The sequence below is a fragment of the Legionella sp. 39-23 genome (genome assembly GCF_001897665.1).
Lineage (GTDB): Bacteria > Pseudomonadota > Gammaproteobacteria > Legionellales > Legionellaceae > Legionella > Legionella steelei.
In genome coordinates, this window is sequence record NZ_MKTO01000027.1 from 1 (window position 1) to 18,222 (window position 18,222).

Genomic DNA, 18,222 nt, shown 5'->3' on the forward strand with positions numbered 1-18,222 from the left:
AATCAATATGCCATTGTAAAGTGTCAACTATGTCCCCGAACATATGTCAGGGATGTCCCCGGTCTATACACTGCATAAGCCCAGCATGTAACAATGCTAATGCATGAAAGTTGTTACTTGTTAATTGAGAGTACAGTGATGGTTTTCATGATGGACATTGAACTCAACAAACGCTGGGCTTAACAGCCCAGCCTACCGTCATCCCGAGTAAAGCGCAGGATCCCCATTTGTAGCACCATGTTACGAGAGGAGATCCTTCGCGAAGCGCAACCCAAGCTAGCCTGAAATTAAATGGAAGTATTTCTAGGACTGTTCACCAAATTTATAAATTGTTGTAGTTCACACGTATCTCCCCCACAAGCAGGAATAGAAACAGGCTGTCCATTATACGTAATTTTTACAAGGTAATAATTGGCATCACGTTCATAAAGCGAGAAATTAAGATTTGAAGCATACGGCGGAGCGATTTCCAAAGGAGCCCCCATAAAGCTCAAGGCACCAGCAATGGTTGTATCATGAGCAGATAATAAAACATACTTAAGCTTCGTTTTTTTCTGACTACCGCTATTGAGATAATTAGCAATATTAGTCATGAGCTTCGTACTATAAGCCGTTGCTACTTGTTGTGGTTTTTCTTGTGCCATAAAAGCCCAGTTACTGGCATTGATAATTGTTTCAACGTCTTGAGCACTCAAGCCAACCGGCATTGGTGCATTATGTATTTGATGAATATACAAAGTATCACCAAGTAATTGGAGATCATTCAAGCTCCTAATGTGTGCGCCTAAAAGTGCGCTCCAAACTGGATACTTATCTTGGAGTTCTGCATTTTTTTGCTGCCACTCTTTCGTTGAGTACACATATTGTTCCATTAGTCTTGCGCGTTCTGCAGGGTTTACTTGCTGGATAATCACCTCATCATATTTGGATGGTGCACTAAAAATTGGGATAGGTTGAAATGCATTAGGTAAAGCGGGAGAGGAAGATCCTGTAGTATTCGGTCCTGTACCCAATGGATATAATCCCATTAATAAAGACTCGGCGCTCATCAACGTCCGTTCATAATCCGTAGAGCGAACATACATACTTCCTTGTTCATAGTGCTCAGGTAACAAATGGGCTTGTTCCACGTATTTTTTACGGAACTCCATCCCCATCTTATATTCTTGCTGCATGCCTTCAGCAGTTAGCTGGCCTAGACCTTCCCGCCAGTGATAATTTGATGCTGGAAGTGGAATAATTGGTGTTCTATCACCATGGCGAATGATATCAACCGCAAAAACAAGTGTATCATCTGCAAATAAGAGTGATGGCACACTCAATAACAACACACAACTTAGGCGAAATTTGTAACCCATTTATGATACTCCTTGTCAGAATGTATTAGTTATCTATTGGATTAGAGTTGTCTGCAGGTAACTTAGACTTTGGCCAACACCACTGAGTCACATGATACTGGCTCTGTTGGGCCAAGGACCCAACCTCATATTCAAGTCTCAAGTACAGGACGTAGGCACTATGATGAGTGTGAAGGCAAAAATCAAGATTTTTCTGATAAATCAATCATCAGGAAAAATTCTCATAGAGTAACTGAGTTACAACGAAATAAAAACGGCCATAATGCCCGTTGGATTAATATTTCGATATCGTTCAATTGAAAAATTTATACGTGCTTCTCAATCAGCCAGCACCGTTCTACAAGACGCATGAGAAGTTCAGATAAACAATCTTTATCTGATAATGCTCTTGATGATTTGATTATAGTACAATTATTGCACATAAAATGTTCTTGTGAATAAATGGGAATCCATTAACTACTTGATTGACAACCCGATTCTAACCATCTAGAGTTTAAATAAATAAAGGGATGGGCACACAACATGAAGCTTATTAAGTATCTTGTTTTTATAACCCTCTTAGTGACGAGCCTCTTTACTTACGCCAATCCATTCACCATAGGTATTTTAAAATTTGCCCCACCTTTTTCATCAGTCGATACTAATAATCATTATTTTGGTTTTGCTGTTGACCTGATGAATGAGATATGCAAACGCATTAATGAACCATGTGTCTACAAAGCAACTGATTTTGAAACACAATTAAATGATTTGCAGACAGGTACTATTGACGTTACTTTTTTGGCAAGCCCAATACCTCCTGATGTCTCAGAACAATATCAGTTCAGTATGCCTTATATAACAAGCAATGGACAATTTGTGTCACTAAAGAACTCAAATATCAATTCAATCGATGATATTAAAAACAAGAAAATTGGCGTAATGCAAGCAACCTTACTGCAATATAATGTTCTGCCACAATATACTTCCCAAAAAAATATTAAGGTGTATCCTAAAATTACAACACTAATATTAGCACTCAATAATCGTGATATTGATGCAGCCTTGTTAAATGAAAATGTTGCCAAATACCTACTCAACAACACGCTTAAAGGCTTTCAACTGGTGGGGAAACCTATTACTTTGGGAAACGGATATGGAATCATTGCCCTTAAAAAAAATGCCGCCATAATTGATAAAATTAATAAGGCGCTATTAGCAATAGAAACTGATGGAACATATTTAACTCTTTATCAAAAATATTTCGGTCGTTCCCTTCAGGAAAAACTACCTAACTAACCTCCAGGGGTATGCTTTATAGGCAAAGTGATAATAAATTCACTTCCCTCTCCAAGAGTACTATTAATTGAAATAGTTCCATGATGTTCGTGAATAATGCTATATGAAATGGATAAACCTAAACCAGTCCCTTTTCCAACAGGCTTAGTCGTAAAAAAAGGTTCAAAAATCTTAGCTATTGTTTCTTTACTCATACCAGTACCTGTGTCGCGAATTCGAATCAAAATATGCTCATTTTCTTGGCTCGTGGTAATTGTAATTTCACCTTGATCAGAAATTGCATGTGTCGCATTGATAAGAATATTCATAAATACTTGATTAATTTTTCCAGAAAAACATTCGATTTCAGGAATATCGCCATAGTTTTTCTTGATAATGATTCGGTCACGAAATTGATTGTGCAACAAGGTTAAAGTGGAATCGATATTTTCGTGAATATTAACTCGCTTCAATGCACCTTCATCAAGCCGAGAAAAAGTACGCAGATCTTTCACGATATTTGCTGTGCGTCGTGCACCTTCCTCAATACCATCAAGTAAATCATGCGTCTCTTGCAAGGTAAATGGTAGATCGATTTCCTCTTTATATTGATTAATCCCACGTAATTTCTCTTTTATTGAGGTGTCAGAGGTAATTTCTGCATATTTATTTAATAGTTGCATAATTTCTGCAATATCATTTTTTAAGGGACCGATATTAGCGGAAATAAAATTAACTGGGTTGTTAATTTCATGTGCAATTCCTGCAGTTAACACCCCTAAGGAAGACATTTTTTCTGCTTGAATTAATTGAGACTCTGCCTGCTTTAATGTATCTAACGCATGATTGAGCTGCAGGTTTTTTTCATTTAAATCTTGGGTGCGTTGTTCTACACGTGATTCCAACTCCATATTTGCCAGCAGGAGATCGTTTTGTGCTTTTCTACGTTCGGTAATTAGCGCAGATAAAACTAAAGTAGTAAAAAATATCACCGCAACAAACGCTTGCAAAAATAACAAGCTGGTTGAAATGTCCGCTGTATGAAACTCCTTATAACCATGTATTTCAAGCCAAATGATCGAAATTGATATTAAAAAAGCAATGATTGTTGCATACCGTGTACTAAACCGTACTGCAGACCATACGCTAAAAGGAATTAAGATATAGGCTAAAGGATAATGCAACATATAAATCATGCTGATAGTACAACCTAGCAAAATAACTAAAATGATATATTCAATAAAGCGTTTTAAATGAAATGTGAATTTTTTTTGGTACCACGTCATGATAAGTGGCGTCATCACAATAATACCAACAACATCACCAATCCACCAAACAAACCAATTGTCTAAAATTAAATCGAAATCTGGTTTAATAAGCTCAAATACAAAGAGCGCCGCTAAGCCTATAGTACTGCTCGTAAGAGATATCAAAAAGTTAGCCCCGAATATAAATAACAGGATATCGTGAACGGTATAGAATGGGGTTTTGGTATGGGTATAGTATTGAATGAACTTGCCAGCCCAAATGGCCTGAAGTCCTGCCCCAAACCCGATGATGATCGATGCAGACCAATTTTGCCAGGACACTATATTGCCTAACACGGCGGTCACGATGGTCTCGGAGATCACAATACCAAGAACAACATGATTTCCATACCAAAGCACCATCGCTAGAGCGATACCCGAAGGGAGCCAAAGTGGTGTCACCATGGTGTTTGGAACAGTCCAAATATTACTTGCAAGCCCCCCTAATGTATAAAGAAAAGCGGTGATTATATTCTGGTACCAGAACCGCCAAGTTTTTATGGTATTGAGGCTCATGTTTTCTTTCCAAGTACTCTATAGAGTTTGATTTTTTCATCCTTGCCTCGTATCACTTGTAGCTCTAACTCTTCAACCAGAATTTCATTAGAAATGGGCTTATACGTCGTTTCACTAATCAACAAAGTATTGGGTTTATCTTTAGTCAGCGCCTCTATTCGTGATGCAGTATTCACCGTATCGCCAATAGCGGTATACTCCATATGCTCACTAGTGCCTATATTTCCAGTGATTACTTCGCCCGTATTAATACCGATTCCCATAGTAATATCATGACCTATTTCACTACGATAGGTATCGTTGAACTCTTTTAAGGCATCAATCATTGCTAATCCTGCGAAGACCGCATTGAGCTGATTATCAATATGAGACACCGGTGCACCGAATAAAGCTAAGATTCCATCGCCAATTAATTTATTAACACATCCATGATGCGCTCGTACTTTTTCGGTCATTAATTCAAAATAAGCGTTAAGAAGTTCAACGGTTTTAACTGAACCCAATTTATCTGATAATGAGGTAAATTGACGAATGTCGGCAAACATGACGGAAATAATACGGTATTCGCCACGAGTTAGGGAGTCTTCCCCCTGACCATTTAAAATTTCATTGACTATATCTTTAGGCACATATTTTTGAAATAAGTCCATAATTCGTTTTTGATATAACACTTCCTGATTCAATTGTTCAATTAAAGACAAGCGCTCTTCTTCCAGATTTAGCATTTTCAAACCGGTATCAATATTAATCTTTAATTCCACCGGATCCCATGGCTTGGTAATATAACGAAATACCCGACCGGTATTAATGGCTTTAATAATTGCCTCAATATCAGTAAAACCGGTTAAAATCATCCGAATCGTATTGGGATATTCAGGAATAATCGACTCTAAAAACTGCACTCCCGTCATTTCTGGCATTCTTTGGTCAGTAATAACAATTTGAATGTTATTGCGACGCATAATCTCCATACCTTCGCGTCCAGAAGTAGCAGTGTATACGTTGAAATTGCGGCGAAATGTAGCGACAAAGGCCGTAAGATTATTCACTTCATCATCAACGTAAAGAATATTCCGTTTTTCTTTGCCCATAAGAACTCTTTCTCTTTTTCAGAGACAAATTAAACGCCCTATAGATATTTATAGCCTATAGAGAATCACTTTGACCAGTTTTGATGTTGATATAAAGAGGTTTAAATATTCTTTTGTATTTGAATTATTTTCGTAAAAAACAAGTAAATTTGACTCTTTGTGAGTATTATTAATACATGGTGAAGTTAATATTTATACTATTTAAACTTGGAGATTTTATTATGACTAAACCTATAGTTCTTAGCCTTGACGATGATGAAAAAAGACAGAAGCTTGCCGAGTTCTATAACCAATTTATGGAGCAACAAAACGCTCAGCCTCAAGCTTATGATAGTTTAGATGAGTTTAAAAAAAGCCAACATTATCAAGACATGTCTGAAGAAGAAAAAGAGCATCTAAAACAATATAAGGGAAAAAATCTAGTTATTTTTGTATTTGATACTACTGAGCAAGCCATGGAATTTATTAAGGAAATACAGCAGAAAGGACTGATTAATGCAGAACAGGCGGAACAAATATTAGACAATCTTCAAGAGGAGGAGTCATACAGGCCACGAATGCACTAAAAGATAAGGGTGCGTGAGGCTCTTTCCTTTGAATTGATTAATAGTGCTCATTTATAAACTTCAAAATTTTGGCACTAATTAAACTCAAGCCAATCACAATCATCATTATAAAATTTATTTGCTGTGTGTTTTGAATCTTTCTACATTCTTAAGATAGGTATCTATCCACTCCTTAAATCGTTTTAAACGATCCATTTGAAAGTCGGGCCTATCAAGGGTGTGATATTGATCGGGATAAATGATGAGTTGGGTTGGTATATTTTGTGATTTTAAGGCTTGATACAATTGTTCGGAACCAATGCATGGCATATTAAAATCCAAACTGGCACACATGAATAAAGTAGGTGTTTTGATTTTATCTGCTTTCATCAATGGGTAGCTTACTTTTAAATAAGCTTGGGCATTTAGCCAAGGTTTCCCCAGCTCCGTTTCATATTCTAGCGTATATTGATCTACACCATAATTTCCCAAGATATTGCCAGTACCTGCCCCACTGACTGCTGCCTTAAAACGTGATGTACTGGCAATAACATAATCAGTAAGCATACCACCATAACTCCAACCACCTACGGCCAATTTATTAGGGTCCACAATACCTTTGTTAATTACATAATCAACCGCAGCTAAAACATCTTTGACATCTAAGTCACCCCAATCTGCATTTATCGCTCTAGAAAAATCATATCCCCTTCCAGAACTTCCTCGCGGATTTGGAGCTATAATTGCATATCCCTGAGCGGCGAGCCATTGCCAATCAAAATTAAAATCATGGCTGAACTGATATACTGGCCCTCCGTGTAAATTTAAAATTGCAGGATATTGATTGCCTGCTCTGTAATGTGCTGGCTTTAGTAATAACCCTTCAATCACAGTTCCATCAGTACTCTTAAACTCAATATCATCTACCGGCAAAAATTTTACTTGCTCTAAAAGTTTTTGATTATGGTGAGTAAGCGGCCTTAGGATATTTTCTACAGCAAAAAGTTCTGGTGGATGTTGATCATTCGAAGAAATGACTACGATGCGTTGATTTGCCACTGAAAAATTACTATCCACACCCGCTCCATGAGTTAATGCGTTAACAGTACCAGTACGCACATCAATTTCACTGAGATGTGTATTTCTACTTATTTCAACTAATGCATATATTTTTTTACCATCTGCAGACCATTTGGGTTTGGTAAACCAACGATCCTCAGGAGCAACAATCTTCTCTCGATGATTCGTTAAATCAACAACAGCTAATTGTGTCGGAGCATAAATATGGGAATGATTACTATTACTTAAATAAACAATTTGACTGCTATCAGGACTCCATGAAGGCACAGATTCCCACTCCGGATCCATTTCAGCCCCAGGGGAACGCGTTAATTGCACCGCGCTACTTCTGGATTTTGTATTGATCACATACACATCCGAACTAAAACTTCTATCCGATTCCGCTGCTCTTTGCGACGCAAAAGCAATATAATTTCCATCAGGAGACCAAGTTGGAGCCCATTCATCATAGGAACCTGGAGTCAACAGTTCAATGTGTTTACTTTGGATTGCGATACGATAAAGATGTGTTCGCTTTTCACCCAGATACCCCTCCCTATCTTTTTTAAAGAGAAATCGCGTAATCACTATAGGATTGGTTTTAGATTCTTTTTCACCTTCTATTTTATGTCCAATAAACGCAATATTTTGGGAGTCGGGAGCCCAAGTGAAATCACTTACCTCATACTGGTTATTTGTTAATTGGATAATTTGGCCACTTTTTCTATTGAATAATTTAAGGCTCTTTGTATCACCTTGCTCGGATACAAAAGCAATCCATTGACAATTAGGGCTCCACTTAGGCAAATAATTACTTTCTTTTTTGCTGTTCGTAAGTTGTTTTGAAACATTCCCATCGTACGACACCAACCAGATGTTTCGTATTGACTCCTTTTTACTAACATTTTCCTCTACTGTGTAAACCACCCATTTCCCATCTTGCGATAAATCAGGTTCGTTGACTGTCTTAATTCGCATAAAATCACTCAAAAGCGGCGCTCTTTGGGTAGTCCATCCTCTCTCACAAAAAATGAGTGGTAGCAGTAATAAAAGAAGCGGAACACATCTAAGGATTTTTTCCAAATCAGATTCCTTTTAAATGAGACATCTTAATGTCACGAGGCCCTCGCCATTAAATCTCAAAATTGGAGATGTCCCAAAGTACCATATAATCGTTGTTTTATAAATTAATTCAATTTTCCTTTTGAACGGATTTTTACCCCCTCAAATTGCATCATTTAATCCTTTCACATGGCTGGTTGTTTTATTCAATGCATTTTTTTAATTCATGAATAGCGCCTCAAGAGATCAATATTTAGGCACAAAGTTTAAATTAAGCTAAAATAAATACATGGATTATTAAAAAGGGGTTTTACATGACGAAAATAAGAACAATCCTCTTAGGCGGATTATTAATGAGTGCCAGTACCATTGCCCTAGCCAATAATGGATATCACTACGGCTATCATTATGGTCATCATTATGGGCACCACTATAGACACTACGGTCATCACTATCGGCATTATCATAAAGTACGCCCAGCAAAATATCATTACAGGCATCATCGCTATTATCGGCATCATCGATAATAAACAGGCTAAATCAGCATTAAACAGAGGAAAAAACACAGGCGTTTTTAAAATTCGATCATGTTGCTATGACACAAACTTGAGTGTCATAGCAACAGTATGCCAATGGGCTCTACATCTTCTACTTGCTTTTTTTCTAAAGGCATTTTAATCAATAACATCACATTTGAAACAAAAATGATGACACAAAAAAAGAAATACTGTAAAATATAGCTCATATTGTTTAATTTGTATCCACAATTTTAGGATTATCTGTCTCCAAAACACCTGGAAGCGACAAAAAACAAAGGAAGCTATCTATGAGAGCATTACGAGAATTACGTCATACAGGCAAGCCCCAGCCCCTTCCACTCATGAGAATAAAAGAAGCACATTACGACAACAAACCGGGTTTTATTGTGGGCACGCTTTCTGGATCTCGCTGGCGTCATCAAAGTATGGGCTTAACATTGGACCATATTATCGATCAAGAGAAACTGGCTGAACTGCAACTCCATGCATCAGATAATTTAAAACTATGGGAAAAAAGTAAAGAAACCCCTCCTCAAAAAGTTGAGGTGGTTCACCAAGACTTCGGAGATGCTGCCCTAGATGCCACCATGAAACATGGAAAAATATATCCTGTACTGAACATGGCTAGTTCTTTCTTTCCTGGTGGTGCTGTTCTAGAAGGAGGGGATGCTCAGGAAGAAAATATATGGCATCGTTCAACTTGTGCCCAAACATTACTGTCTAAGGGAGTTTATTATGATGCAGCACGAAAATGCTTCCTCTATGATGAGAACACCAGAAAACTCTTAAGCGCACAAGAAAAAATGACGCCTGAAGAACTGCAGGCTTTGGGTATACGACGAGGAGTAAAAGTTCCGGAAGCCTATAAAGTCTTTATGGGGGATCAACCTCAGATTTGTTTTCGTGGTGCAGAAGTGTTTGTGCCAACAGGAGCTGAAGAAGGATTCTCATCAAAACACGCATTTGTTGCTGATGCTGATTTGAGCTACCAATTCCTTCCCAAAAACAGAATATTCCCTTTTTATGAACTCAGATCAGCTGCTCCTGAGCTCATAGGAAAAACAATCGAACCCAGTGATAAGCTATATGCTGAAGATTTGAGTCGTAGAGTAGGCGCTCAACTGGATACCTTGATACTTAAAGGAAAAACTGACGCTATTTTGGGTGCATGGGGATGTGGAAGTTTTAAAAATTATCCTGATATTGTTGCTCAGGTCTATCGTGAAGAAATTGAAAAGCGAGCAGGAAATTTTCAACATATTGTCTTTCCTATAATCGATACAGAACATGAAGCAAACTTCGAAATATTCAAAAAGCATTTAGATGGTCTAAAGCTTGGAGCCAGTAAATCCGCATTATCTCCTTATGGCCTGTATGCACCACGAGACACAAAACCCACAACTAACGAAGGGCTATCTCAGACTCCTTCAATTTAACAACAACACCCTTTAACTAAAGGGTGTATTTTCCCTGCTTCAATGAGCGCATACAACTTGCGCAAAAAGCTCATTTATAAAATAAAAATGCATTCAAAAGAAACATGGATCGCATTAAAGCTACAAAATGCCTTTAAAAATCCCATTTTTAAGTCAACAAAACAAACTTTATTTGGTATGATCCTTTTTAAAACACTAAGACCATCAATAAGTCTGCTTAATTAAAAATATAGAATTACATCGGGGTACCTAGCAATGTTGGCACGATTATCACACTTAAATCCGCTAAAAACTTTTAATAGAAGTGTTTTAGCATCTTTGAACAAAATGAATACTTCGCTTTTTTATCCTGATAAGTTAGATACAACTTATCCTAAGTTAACAGCAATAGAAATAAATGAGGGTATTTCTCAATTACACGAAAGCCTCCCATCAGGAACAGACTTTATTTTTAGAGGAACAGAAGGAACTAAAGAAGTACATGAGGCAATGACTACCGACTTTCTGGGAATGTCTTCTGTACAAAGAAAAAAAGCATCAAGCCATGATTTGGTGGATTACCTCGTGAGCAATAACAGTAGATTCTTTTTTTCTACTTCTCCCTGTAAGTTCACAGTAAGACCTTATGCTGCAGGAATATCGATTATTCCATGTAAAGGGTACATTTGGGTAACAGGATTACCTAAAGTGTATACAGTCCCGCAAAAACATTTATTCTTAAATGAAGAAATGTTTGATAGCTATACAAGAAGACAGATCCAGCAGTTAGAGGAAGGAGAAAAATATCATCCGATTAAGGCAACTGCGGCAAATAATAATGAAATAACCGTCATTGTTGGCGCGAGCAACGAAGATAATTGGGCACTTAGAGTTTCTGAGGATGTCGCGAAAATAATTCAAGTAAGGGGGCCAGGCCGCTTACTGGGTAAATTTATGTCCTCAAAGGAAATCGTGCATGTCCAAGACTGGACAAATCCTGAATTCAAAAAAAGAGTCTGGTCCCTTGAAGTGGTCTTCTCGGAAGGAACTGCTCCGAAACACTATGACAAAATGAATGACAGAGCTCGAAAATTAGGATTAATAGGAAATGATGAACGCTTACTAACACTTGCTGATGCACGTAGTGTAGTCAATTCTGAAGAGTTAGAGGTATTAAACGCACGTCACCGTACCAATGAGACTCATCGAGTTTTAAAAGTACATAAAGACATTCCTTTGGGATGCAAAGGATCGCTAATTGAATACATTGTCGCTGAAATTAGAAGCACTCAAAAACTAGAGGAAATTGTGCACAGAAGCACATATTCTTTATAAGTTATTCTAACATCAGGTAAAAGGAATTAAGCGGCCGCAAAAGCCTAATCAATCATGCAGATGCTATACTTATTAGAAGCATTCTTCATTAGGATTTTATGATGCGGCCCTTATCAAATGGTGATGTATTAGTAGAACTTGATAAAGGAAGTTTAAAGAAAAATAGCGATCCTTTAAAAATTACTAACACAGCTCAAAGAGCAGTTGTCATGCAGCACATAGATAGCAGTGGTTCGCATGTAATGGCCTACAATAACAATAGAATTTATCATTCAAGCTCCGGCGAAAATCAAGAGGGAGTGAGGAGTCACGAATTAATTAAGGATATGAGTACTCGTGGTGTTTTAGGCACAACCGCAGTGTTTCATTGTTCTCACCCTAAAGTCTCAAGGAATTTAGCCAAAGCGCTGCAACAATGGGATCCAACGGCAGATCCGACTGTATATGCTCAATTGAAACAAAAAACAGTAGAGTACCGGGCACAAATGGAGCTAAATCACTTGATTTCTGTGTTTAATAATACTCGCGATTTTTTAATGGATATCAAAACCACTGAGAATAAGCAATTGGCTAGTCAAGCAATTTCCAAAAGCATCAAAATGATAAAGGAACAATATGAAGACATTCTAAAAAGAGCCAATTTAGACAAAACCACATTCGATCCCATTAATAATGCGCTACGTGCACTACTTGCTCAAGAAAAGCAAATAATGCAGTTACTTGATGCGGTGGCTCAAGGTAAAACTGAATTACCTAAAATCGAATTACCACCCTTCTTAGAGCAGTTTGAAACACATAAGGTTAAACTTCCAACACCTTATGCCACTTTAGCTGATGAGCGACGCCAATCAGATTATGCACGTATTAAAAAACAAAAGGAAACTGCTAAAGAGGAATTGGCAAAAGCGGAAGAGCCTTCGATAAAGACTGACAGTACCGCTGCAATGATGTTTTTCATGGAAGAAGAAACTGACAAACAACATCTATTGGATGATGATGAATTGGCAGCAGTTGAAAAACTATCAGAACAACATGAACTCTATCGTGCATTTCGTTCTTTTATGCGCAACCAGGAGCATGTTCCTTTAAGTAAAAATAAAGGGGTATCTTGCAACCAATTTATTGGTTTTTCATTGAAAGTTGCAATTATTGATACCTTATTTAATGGAGATATTCCCAAGGAATTAATGCAAAAATATAAAGAAATTGAAGCCTATAAAGCCAGCAAACACCTAAGTAAACTAAATCAAATTCCAGAACAGTTATTTAAAGAATTCCAGGAACTATTCAACAAAATAACACAGGACGACAAATATGAAAAAGAACGTAAACTAATCCAATATTTAGGCATGGGTGTCAAAGGCTCTATGGTGCGCCAGTTATGTGAAAGTGCTTTTAATGAACAAAATTGGGACACTGAATATTTGATTATTGTGCAAAAAAAAGACGGTTCGAAAAATCCGTACGTTTTATCATTTCAAGAAGCACAGGAGTTGTATAATGCATTATCCAAGGATCGTCCTGGAAGCGAATATGACATCAAATTACCTGCAATCATTAGTGAAGATAATTTAACGCCTGCCTTAAAAGAACAGCTCGCTGCTTTAGAACAGTCTAAAGACTTTTTTGAAACAAAGGAGAGCTCGGGAGCAACATTAACCTCCGCCACATCATTAAAAACGTAATCTTTGAAATAATTGTCGGATGATGCTGCAATACCGTGGGATGCTTTGTCATCTAGGTCCTTGTGTCGCTGCATTGACTAACTTTTGCATCTCGGCATTAAATTCTAGTAACTCATTATCTTTAAATGCCACAGAAAAAGTATTGCTCTGAGCATCAAAATTTTTCGATTGATCAAAGTGGGGAATATAAAGTTCTAAAAGCCCTTTGACGGTATCCACATCATTTGAATTAATACTGAGAAAATATAGTGGTTTTCGAGCCATTTGATGCATATATCCGGGCATGAGTGTAATTTCAGCTTTATCTCCCAACAGGGTCCTTAGATTGTCCGTAATTACTTTTAATGACTCATTACTGAGTCTTTCCTTTGGTTGTTCCTCTTCGTGATGAAAAACACTATGCTGAGACAAAGCATGTTGGAATCGTTCATCCTTAACTTTTTGTAGCAGTGCAACAAGAGAGCCAATCATCACTGTTGATGGCTTATGCTGTTGCTTTAAACCGGGTTGTAACTCTTGAATCGTAGTGTTGGTATCTATATCTTTATGATTATGAATGCTTTCGCGTATTCCAGTGGCAATAACTTGTATAAAGGGATCGGCTTGTGAAAACTCAGGCATAGTACAAATGGTATCGATACGAGCAATAACCTCATGGGAATAATTAGCCATGACAGACTCCTCACTCTATGATTGTTAATGGTTATTATAGCTTATTTCCATGATGAGCAATATTTGGCCACTGCCAACGCCAATTCATCTTCCCACGGCCTGGTTACAACTTGCATACCTATAGGAAACTGTTGCTGATTCGTGCCGCAAGGAATAACAACTACTGGACACTCAGTTAAAGTAATACTGGCTGTATAACGGATAAGCGGCCAAATCGCATTGGGTTTAAGTGTTTCTCCATGCGGCAGCGCACATTGGGGTGAAACGGGGCATAGTAATACATCGTACGTTTGAAACAGCTGCAAAAATTTGATCTTATATTCATCCCATTTTGCCCAAAGCTTTAAATATTGATCAAGCGTCATTGGACTTTCTGGCAGCTGATTCAACCATGCTTGTACTTGATGAGACACTTCTTTTGTTCCCAATGTCTGCAGAAGATTATTTAAACCTTCGCCTGCATCTGCCTGAAACAATTGAGTTGCAATACCAATCCCCTCTTCAAAAAGTTTTGTTTCTATCGTATCAATCTGCATTCCATCCGCGGCAAATTGCTGCATATTGCTGCGAATGCAATAGGCATTGCCGGATCCAGATCAGAACAATTTTGGTCGACTAAATACACAATACGCATATTCTTTGCAAAGTTCATTTTTTTAGATGACACATGTCGTTCTGCATAAGGATCAAGACCATCCCCTCCTTGAATCGCATGGAATAAAATGTCTAAATCGTCAATGCAATTGGTCATGGGAGCAATGCGACTGGTTAAAGCCACCCAACCACGTTTCGGCACCACACACCCTGTTTGAGGTAAACGTCCTAATGAAGGACGTAAAGTATATACACCACAACAATGAGCCGGATATCTGGCGCCACCACCATGATCTCCAGCCAACCCCATTGGCGAAGCATGGCTTGCGATTAATGCAGCCTCTCCCCCACTGCTGCCACCACTTGAATAATTAGGTTTCATAGGATGATTGGTACGCCCATAAACCAAATTATCGGTTTCTAATGAGAGTCCTAATTCCGGCGTATTCGTCAAACCTAAAAAAATACTTCCTTGCTGAATTAAACGAGAAATAACCGTCGTTTCCTGATGGCACAAAGTATTCATTAATCCTTTTGTACCAAAAGTAACAATATGGTTTGGAACAGCATATAAATCTTTGCCGTAAATGGGATACCAAATAATTCACCAGGTACGAAATTAGAATCTTTAAGCTTCTGATCCGCAGCAAATGCAGCTTGACGCGCAGCCCTAAAATCAGTGTGAATCAAAGCATTTATTTTAGGATTTACCCTTTCTATTTCGCAAATAAAAGAATCAAGTAACTCAGAAACCGTCAATTCACGGCCACGAATTAATTGTGATAATGTCTTAACTGAACACTGATTCAACTCTGACATATGTTCTTCCAATTTATTACAAGGGAGAAATCTTTACTTATCACTTAAAAGAAGTGACCTGCCTAAGAGCCACTGCTATTCAGTTAAAGATTAGAAGCTTAACTTAACGCAGTGTCCCTAAGAATAGGGTACTACCTTACAATAACTGAAATTAGATGTCTAAACCTCAATAAACTATAAGGTTTAATGGTGGCTCTCCTTAAATCAATTAAGAAAGAGCCATTGAGGGTTAACGTACGAGAACATAGCGACCATTTTTAAGTACATAGCGATGGCCATTATGATAAACAACATGCTTATTAGTATAGCCTACTTGGTGATAAGTAGCTCGATGACCAGTTACAACACCAACGCCAGTATCAACTACCTTACCAACTCCATTACCTATAAATGCCCCTGTATTGGCTACATAACCAACCCCAGTACCTACTACGTGAGCACCATAATTTACACCTGCTCCTACGGTTTGATTGCTGTACTGGCTGACGTTATTCATTGTATTACATCCAACTAAGCTTACAGACATAAGCAAAGCTGAATATGTTATTATTCGTTTCATATTTCTCTCCTTGAAGCTGAACACAATGATTGCTATATGTATATATAGTTCATAAATTAACCATTTGTTAGGGATTTGAAGAAATATTTCTTTAGATAGTTGGGAAACTTAGGGATTTGAATGGAGAGCAAGCCTCTTCCGCAAAAGGAGTTTACAAATATGATGAAGACTCTTCGCGGGAGAGGAGAAATACTGCCCGTTCAATTTAGAACGTTCCTTGGTAAGACTCTGGACTGTTTTCTTCGAAATTTCTAAAGTTTTCTTGTGCTTGATTGTTCTTTTCAATATCCAAACAATCTTTTCTCTCTGCAGGATCTTTTATGCGCTCACAATTATTGTTTGCATAAGAGTTTGGATTTACTTCATCAGCAGCAAATGCGTTTAATGAAAATAATGCCATAATAAGAACTAATTTTTTCATCATTGCCCCAGGTATTTATTTTTATTAGTAAACCAATCATACCTAATTCATACAATGAAATATAGGCAAACAGAACAATATAAAAGTACTTTGTCTGGAGATACACAAACTCATTTTGAATGAGTTTGTGTAATCCAAGCAACTTACAGGATCGTTAAAATGGAGAGCAGTTAGCTAGGGAGAATGCTAAACGCTCTATCCAATTTTTCACGATACTCAGTTACTTTTTGCTTTTGAGACTGATCCATCACTAATTGATCACCAGCAGTCACTAGTGCGTAAGGTAATGGTTTGACCGCTGCAGCAAAAAAAGTAAGCTGATTTTTATCACCAACGCTGAGTTTTCCATCGTCTGCTAGTCCCTTCACCATTTTTTCTATCTGATCGCCTTGTGCTATCAATTGCTCGAATTGGTCCTTCGCTTTAGTCGCATAATGATACGTCGCATAGGCACCACCCAATAAGAGAGGTAAACCCACAACAAGTGGCCAAACAGAAGCAATAGAAGCTAAAACCAACACGAATCCCGCGGTAACTGCCAATAAAGAAAGTGCAGTATTACAGCCACTATCAGCTGTAGATAGTAATTGGTGATTCAATGCTGAAATCTTTTCAATAAATTGAGTTAGCCCTTCCTTATTTTTATCAAAAGAAATGTCCTTATAGATATCATTATTATGACTTTGACGCCCATGTATCGCGGCAAGATGGAATAACATCATATCAATAATATGGGCTAGATCGGAGATTTTTCCTTTACGAAGATAGGTCATAACAACATTATGTAGGGTTTTCGACCAGTGTGGTTGTGTATTTTCAAACTCTCGAGCATAAAAGGCTAACTGTTTAGTAAATTGAACAGGTAAAGGCCCTCCAAGATTCAACTCCGTAGTTCCGCCCCAAAATCCAGTATATTGAGGTAAACCACCAGCAAAGGTTTTATTTTTTGCTGTCAGAGTATTCAATAAACTGGCATACATATAAAATTTGGCGAAATGATCGGTATTTTGCTTTTCAATCAGATCACATAAAGAAGACAATTGACTCGAAGGCATGTTGTTCTCTCGCTACAAAAAGTGGCAATCATACCACAAGATGAGACAAAAGATAAATTATTAAGCACTGGCTAGAATGAGCTCCAATTAATAACCAGGAAACTCTTCTGCACGAATATTGTCGTCATCAACACCTGCGTCATTAAGCATACTTCGCGTTGCCGTAACCATGGCTGCAGGCCCTGATAGATAATAAATAGGCTTAGATAAATCATCGATGTATTTTTGCAGCATTTTTTTATCGATATATCCTTGCTCACCATCCCATTCTTTACTTGATTCAGCCATTTTTGTCATAGTAGGAATAAAGTAATAATTAGGATTGTCGTGCTCCAAAGACTTCAATTCATCCAGAAAAGCAGCCTCTTCAGGCTTGCGATTTGAATAAAACAGAAAAATTTGCTGAGGCAACTGATCTTGAGCCGCCTGCATCACAATGCTCCTAACCGGAGTAATCCCTATACCGCCCGTAACAAACACTGCAGGAATCAACTTGTTATGATGTAAGGTAAAAGAGCCACTAGGACCAACAAGTTGCAGGACAGAGCCTAAAGGAAGCGTTTTCAAAACACGCTTGAATGCCGTATCACGCACTCGGGTCGTTATCGTTAACTCTTTTCCATAAGGGGGGCTTGTTAGCGAAAATGCGCGGGTATTTCCTTCCGCATCAGTCTCCGCAGGATTATTTAATGTAAAGTCGCCACATTGCCCTGCTTTGAATATAAAACCCTCCGGTTTTTCAAAGGTAAATGCCATTGTATTTTCAGCGACCTCTTCTCGGTCTAATAGCTTGACAGTAAATGTTGGCATTTACTCCTCCTTGAAGGTACTAATCCTCATCAATTTAACTGTTTGGTTTCATTTGCTCCATTGCAACAATGTTTTTCAAAAAAACACAACAATCACATTCAAGTTTTATTGGACAACAAAAAT

At 37.8% G+C, this 18,222-nt stretch carries 18 protein-coding genes; 6 read left to right on the forward strand and 12 right to left on the reverse strand.

What is annotated here, in order from left to right:
• Window positions 1-287 precede the first annotated feature (287 nt).
• Window positions 288-1,358 (reverse strand): histidine phosphatase family protein, encoded by a 1,071-nt coding sequence (locus BGO44_RS10415; RefSeq protein ID WP_058512239.1) that lies wholly within the window; start codon window positions 1,356-1,358, stop codon window positions 288-290.
• A gap of 522 nt (window positions 1,359-1,880) precedes the next feature.
• On the opposite strand from BGO44_RS10415, the gene BGO44_RS10420 reads away from it, so the two are divergent.
• Window positions 1,881-2,636, forward strand: coding sequence for a transporter substrate-binding domain-containing protein (locus BGO44_RS10420; protein ID WP_058512238.1), 756 nt, complete (start codon window positions 1,881-1,883; stop codon window positions 2,634-2,636).
• On the opposite strand, the gene BGO44_RS10425 is transcribed toward BGO44_RS10420, so the two are convergent.
• Together BGO44_RS10425 and BGO44_RS10430 are read right to left on the reverse strand one after the other, a co-directional pair.
• A complete protein-coding gene (locus tag BGO44_RS10425; RefSeq protein WP_273200115.1) occupies window positions 2,633-4,438 on the reverse strand; it encodes a sensor histidine kinase in 1,806 nt (601 codons plus the stop codon). The two genes, BGO44_RS10420 and BGO44_RS10425, sit on opposite strands and share 4 nt — an antisense overlap.
• Entirely contained in the window at window positions 4,435-5,529 is a 1,095-nt protein-coding gene (locus tag BGO44_RS10430; RefSeq protein ID WP_058512236.1) for an adenylate/guanylate cyclase domain-containing protein, read from the reverse strand. Before BGO44_RS10430 ends, BGO44_RS10425 begins: the two co-directional genes overlap by 4 nt.
• A gap of 221 nt (window positions 5,530-5,750) precedes the next feature.
• Between BGO44_RS10430 and BGO44_RS10435 the strand changes: the two genes are divergently transcribed.
• A complete protein-coding gene (locus tag BGO44_RS10435) occupies window positions 5,751-6,095 on the forward strand; it encodes a hypothetical protein (protein ID WP_273200118.1) in 345 nt (114 codons plus the stop codon).
• A gap of 114 nt (window positions 6,096-6,209) precedes the next feature.
• Here BGO44_RS10435 and BGO44_RS10440 read toward each other — a convergent pair whose 3' ends face one another.
• Window positions 6,210-8,111 (reverse strand): S9 family peptidase, encoded by a 1,902-nt coding sequence (locus BGO44_RS10440; protein ID WP_273200121.1) that lies wholly within the window; start codon window positions 8,109-8,111, stop codon window positions 6,210-6,212.
• Window positions 8,112-8,509: 398 nt separating this feature from the next.
• Between BGO44_RS10440 and BGO44_RS10445 the strand changes: the two genes are divergently transcribed.
• The 4 genes from BGO44_RS10445 (at window position 8,510) to BGO44_RS10460 (ending at window position 13,169) form a co-directional block, all read left to right on the forward strand.
• Complete coding sequence (locus tag BGO44_RS10445) at window positions 8,510-8,722, forward strand: hypothetical protein (protein WP_157070790.1); 213 nt, start codon at window positions 8,510-8,512, stop codon at window positions 8,720-8,722.
• Between the two features lie 299 nt (window positions 8,723-9,021).
• Window positions 9,022-10,170 carry a poly(ADP-ribose) glycohydrolase domain-containing protein gene (locus BGO44_RS10450; RefSeq protein ID WP_058512233.1) on the forward strand — a complete coding sequence of 383 codons (1,149 nt, stop codon included), beginning with the start codon at window positions 9,022-9,024 and terminating at the stop codon, window positions 10,168-10,170.
• Between the two features lie 327 nt (window positions 10,171-10,497).
• The gene (locus tag BGO44_RS10455; protein ID WP_157070789.1) at window positions 10,498-11,484 is read left to right on the forward strand and encodes a hypothetical protein; all 987 of its coding nucleotides are present in this window, start codon (window positions 10,498-10,500) and stop codon (window positions 11,482-11,484) included.
• A 98-nt stretch (window positions 11,485-11,582) separates the two neighbouring features.
• Window positions 11,583-13,169 (forward strand): hypothetical protein, encoded by a 1,587-nt coding sequence (locus tag BGO44_RS10460; RefSeq protein ID WP_273200124.1) that lies wholly within the window; start codon window positions 11,583-11,585, stop codon window positions 13,167-13,169.
• A gap of 48 nt (window positions 13,170-13,217) precedes the next feature.
• Here BGO44_RS10460 and BGO44_RS10465 read toward each other — a convergent pair whose 3' ends face one another.
• The 8 genes from BGO44_RS10465 to BGO44_RS10500 all read right to left on the reverse strand — a co-directional run bounded on the left by BGO44_RS10465 (window position 13,218) and on the right by BGO44_RS10500 (window position 18,099).
• A complete protein-coding gene (locus BGO44_RS10465) occupies window positions 13,218-13,841 on the reverse strand; it encodes a hypothetical protein (RefSeq protein WP_273200127.1) in 624 nt (207 codons plus the stop codon).
• Window positions 13,842-13,882: 41 nt separating this feature from the next.
• Window positions 13,883-14,377 (reverse strand): amidase family protein, encoded by a 495-nt coding sequence (locus BGO44_RS18665; protein WP_273200128.1) that lies wholly within the window; start codon window positions 14,375-14,377, stop codon window positions 13,883-13,885.
• Complete coding sequence (locus BGO44_RS18670) at window positions 14,359-15,039, reverse strand: amidase family protein (protein ID WP_333663585.1); 681 nt, start codon at window positions 15,037-15,039, stop codon at window positions 14,359-14,361. Before BGO44_RS18670 ends, BGO44_RS18665 begins: the two co-directional genes overlap by 19 nt.
• Window positions 14,961-15,254: an amidase family protein gene (locus BGO44_RS18675; protein ID WP_273200131.1), complete on the reverse strand. Its 294-nt coding sequence runs from the start codon at window positions 15,252-15,254 to the stop codon at window positions 14,961-14,963. Before BGO44_RS18675 ends, BGO44_RS18670 begins: the two co-directional genes overlap by 79 nt.
• 229 nt (window positions 15,255-15,483) lie before the next feature.
• The gene (locus BGO44_RS10485; protein ID WP_058512227.1) at window positions 15,484-15,813 is read right to left on the reverse strand and encodes a hypothetical protein; all 330 of its coding nucleotides are present in this window, start codon (window positions 15,811-15,813) and stop codon (window positions 15,484-15,486) included.
• Window positions 15,814-16,018: 205 nt separating this feature from the next.
• Window positions 16,019-16,237: a hypothetical protein gene (locus BGO44_RS10490; protein ID WP_273200135.1), complete on the reverse strand. Its 219-nt coding sequence runs from the start codon at window positions 16,235-16,237 to the stop codon at window positions 16,019-16,021.
• 167 nt (window positions 16,238-16,404) lie between these two features.
• Window positions 16,405-17,289: a hypothetical protein gene (locus tag BGO44_RS10495; RefSeq protein WP_058512226.1), complete on the reverse strand. Its 885-nt coding sequence runs from the start codon at window positions 17,287-17,289 to the stop codon at window positions 16,405-16,407.
• Between the two features lie 87 nt (window positions 17,290-17,376).
• The gene (locus BGO44_RS10500) at window positions 17,377-18,099 is read right to left on the reverse strand and encodes a ferredoxin--NADP reductase (protein WP_058512225.1); all 723 of its coding nucleotides are present in this window, start codon (window positions 18,097-18,099) and stop codon (window positions 17,377-17,379) included.
• Between the last annotated feature and the right edge of the window lie 123 nt (window positions 18,100-18,222).

What these genes read in the sequence shown, in the direction of transcription:
- BGO44_RS10415 (WP_058512239.1), bottom strand. Translation starts at nt 1,358, where the DNA reads ATGGGTTACAAATTTCGCCTAAGTTGTGTGTTGTTATTGAGTGTGCCA.
- BGO44_RS10420 (WP_058512238.1), top strand. Translation starts at nt 1,881, where the DNA reads ATGAAGCTTATTAAGTATCTTGTTTTTATAACCCTCTTAGTGACGAGC.
- BGO44_RS10425 (WP_273200115.1), bottom strand. Translation starts at nt 4,438, where the DNA reads ATGAGCCTCAATACCATAAAAACTTGGCGGTTCTGGTACCAGAATATA.
- BGO44_RS10430 (WP_058512236.1), bottom strand. Translation starts at nt 5,529, where the DNA reads ATGGGCAAAGAAAAACGGAATATTCTTTACGTTGATGATGAAGTGAAT.
- BGO44_RS10435 (WP_273200118.1), top strand. Translation starts at nt 5,751, where the DNA reads ATGACTAAACCTATAGTTCTTAGCCTTGACGATGATGAAAAAAGACAG.
- BGO44_RS10440 (WP_273200121.1), bottom strand. Translation starts at nt 8,111, where the DNA reads ATGCGAATTAAGACAGTCAACGAACCTGATTTATCGCAAGATGGGAAA.
- BGO44_RS10445 (WP_157070790.1), top strand. Translation starts at nt 8,510, where the DNA reads ATGACGAAAATAAGAACAATCCTCTTAGGCGGATTATTAATGAGTGCC.
- BGO44_RS10450 (WP_058512233.1), top strand. Translation starts at nt 9,022, where the DNA reads ATGAGAGCATTACGAGAATTACGTCATACAGGCAAGCCCCAGCCCCTT.
- BGO44_RS10455 (WP_157070789.1), top strand. Translation starts at nt 10,498, where the DNA reads ATGAATACTTCGCTTTTTTATCCTGATAAGTTAGATACAACTTATCCT.
- BGO44_RS10460 (WP_273200124.1), top strand. Translation starts at nt 11,583, where the DNA reads ATGATGCGGCCCTTATCAAATGGTGATGTATTAGTAGAACTTGATAAA.
- BGO44_RS10465 (WP_273200127.1), bottom strand. Translation starts at nt 13,841, where the DNA reads ATGGCTAATTATTCCCATGAGGTTATTGCTCGTATCGATACCATTTGT.
- BGO44_RS18665 (WP_273200128.1), bottom strand. Translation starts at nt 14,377, where the DNA reads ATGCAGATTGATACGATAGAAACAAAACTTTTTGAAGAGGGGATTGGT.
- BGO44_RS18675 (WP_273200131.1), bottom strand. Translation starts at nt 15,254, where the DNA reads ATGTCAGAGTTGAATCAGTGTTCAGTTAAGACATTATCACAATTAATT.
- BGO44_RS10485 (WP_058512227.1), bottom strand. Translation starts at nt 15,813, where the DNA reads ATGAAACGAATAATAACATATTCAGCTTTGCTTATGTCTGTAAGCTTA.
- BGO44_RS10490 (WP_273200135.1), bottom strand. Translation starts at nt 16,237, where the DNA reads ATGATGAAAAAATTAGTTCTTATTATGGCATTATTTTCATTAAACGCA.
- BGO44_RS10495 (WP_058512226.1), bottom strand. Translation starts at nt 17,289, where the DNA reads ATGCCTTCGAGTCAATTGTCTTCTTTATGTGATCTGATTGAAAAGCAA.
- BGO44_RS10500 (WP_058512225.1), bottom strand. Translation starts at nt 18,099, where the DNA reads ATGCCAACATTTACTGTCAAGCTATTAGACCGAGAAGAGGTCGCTGAA.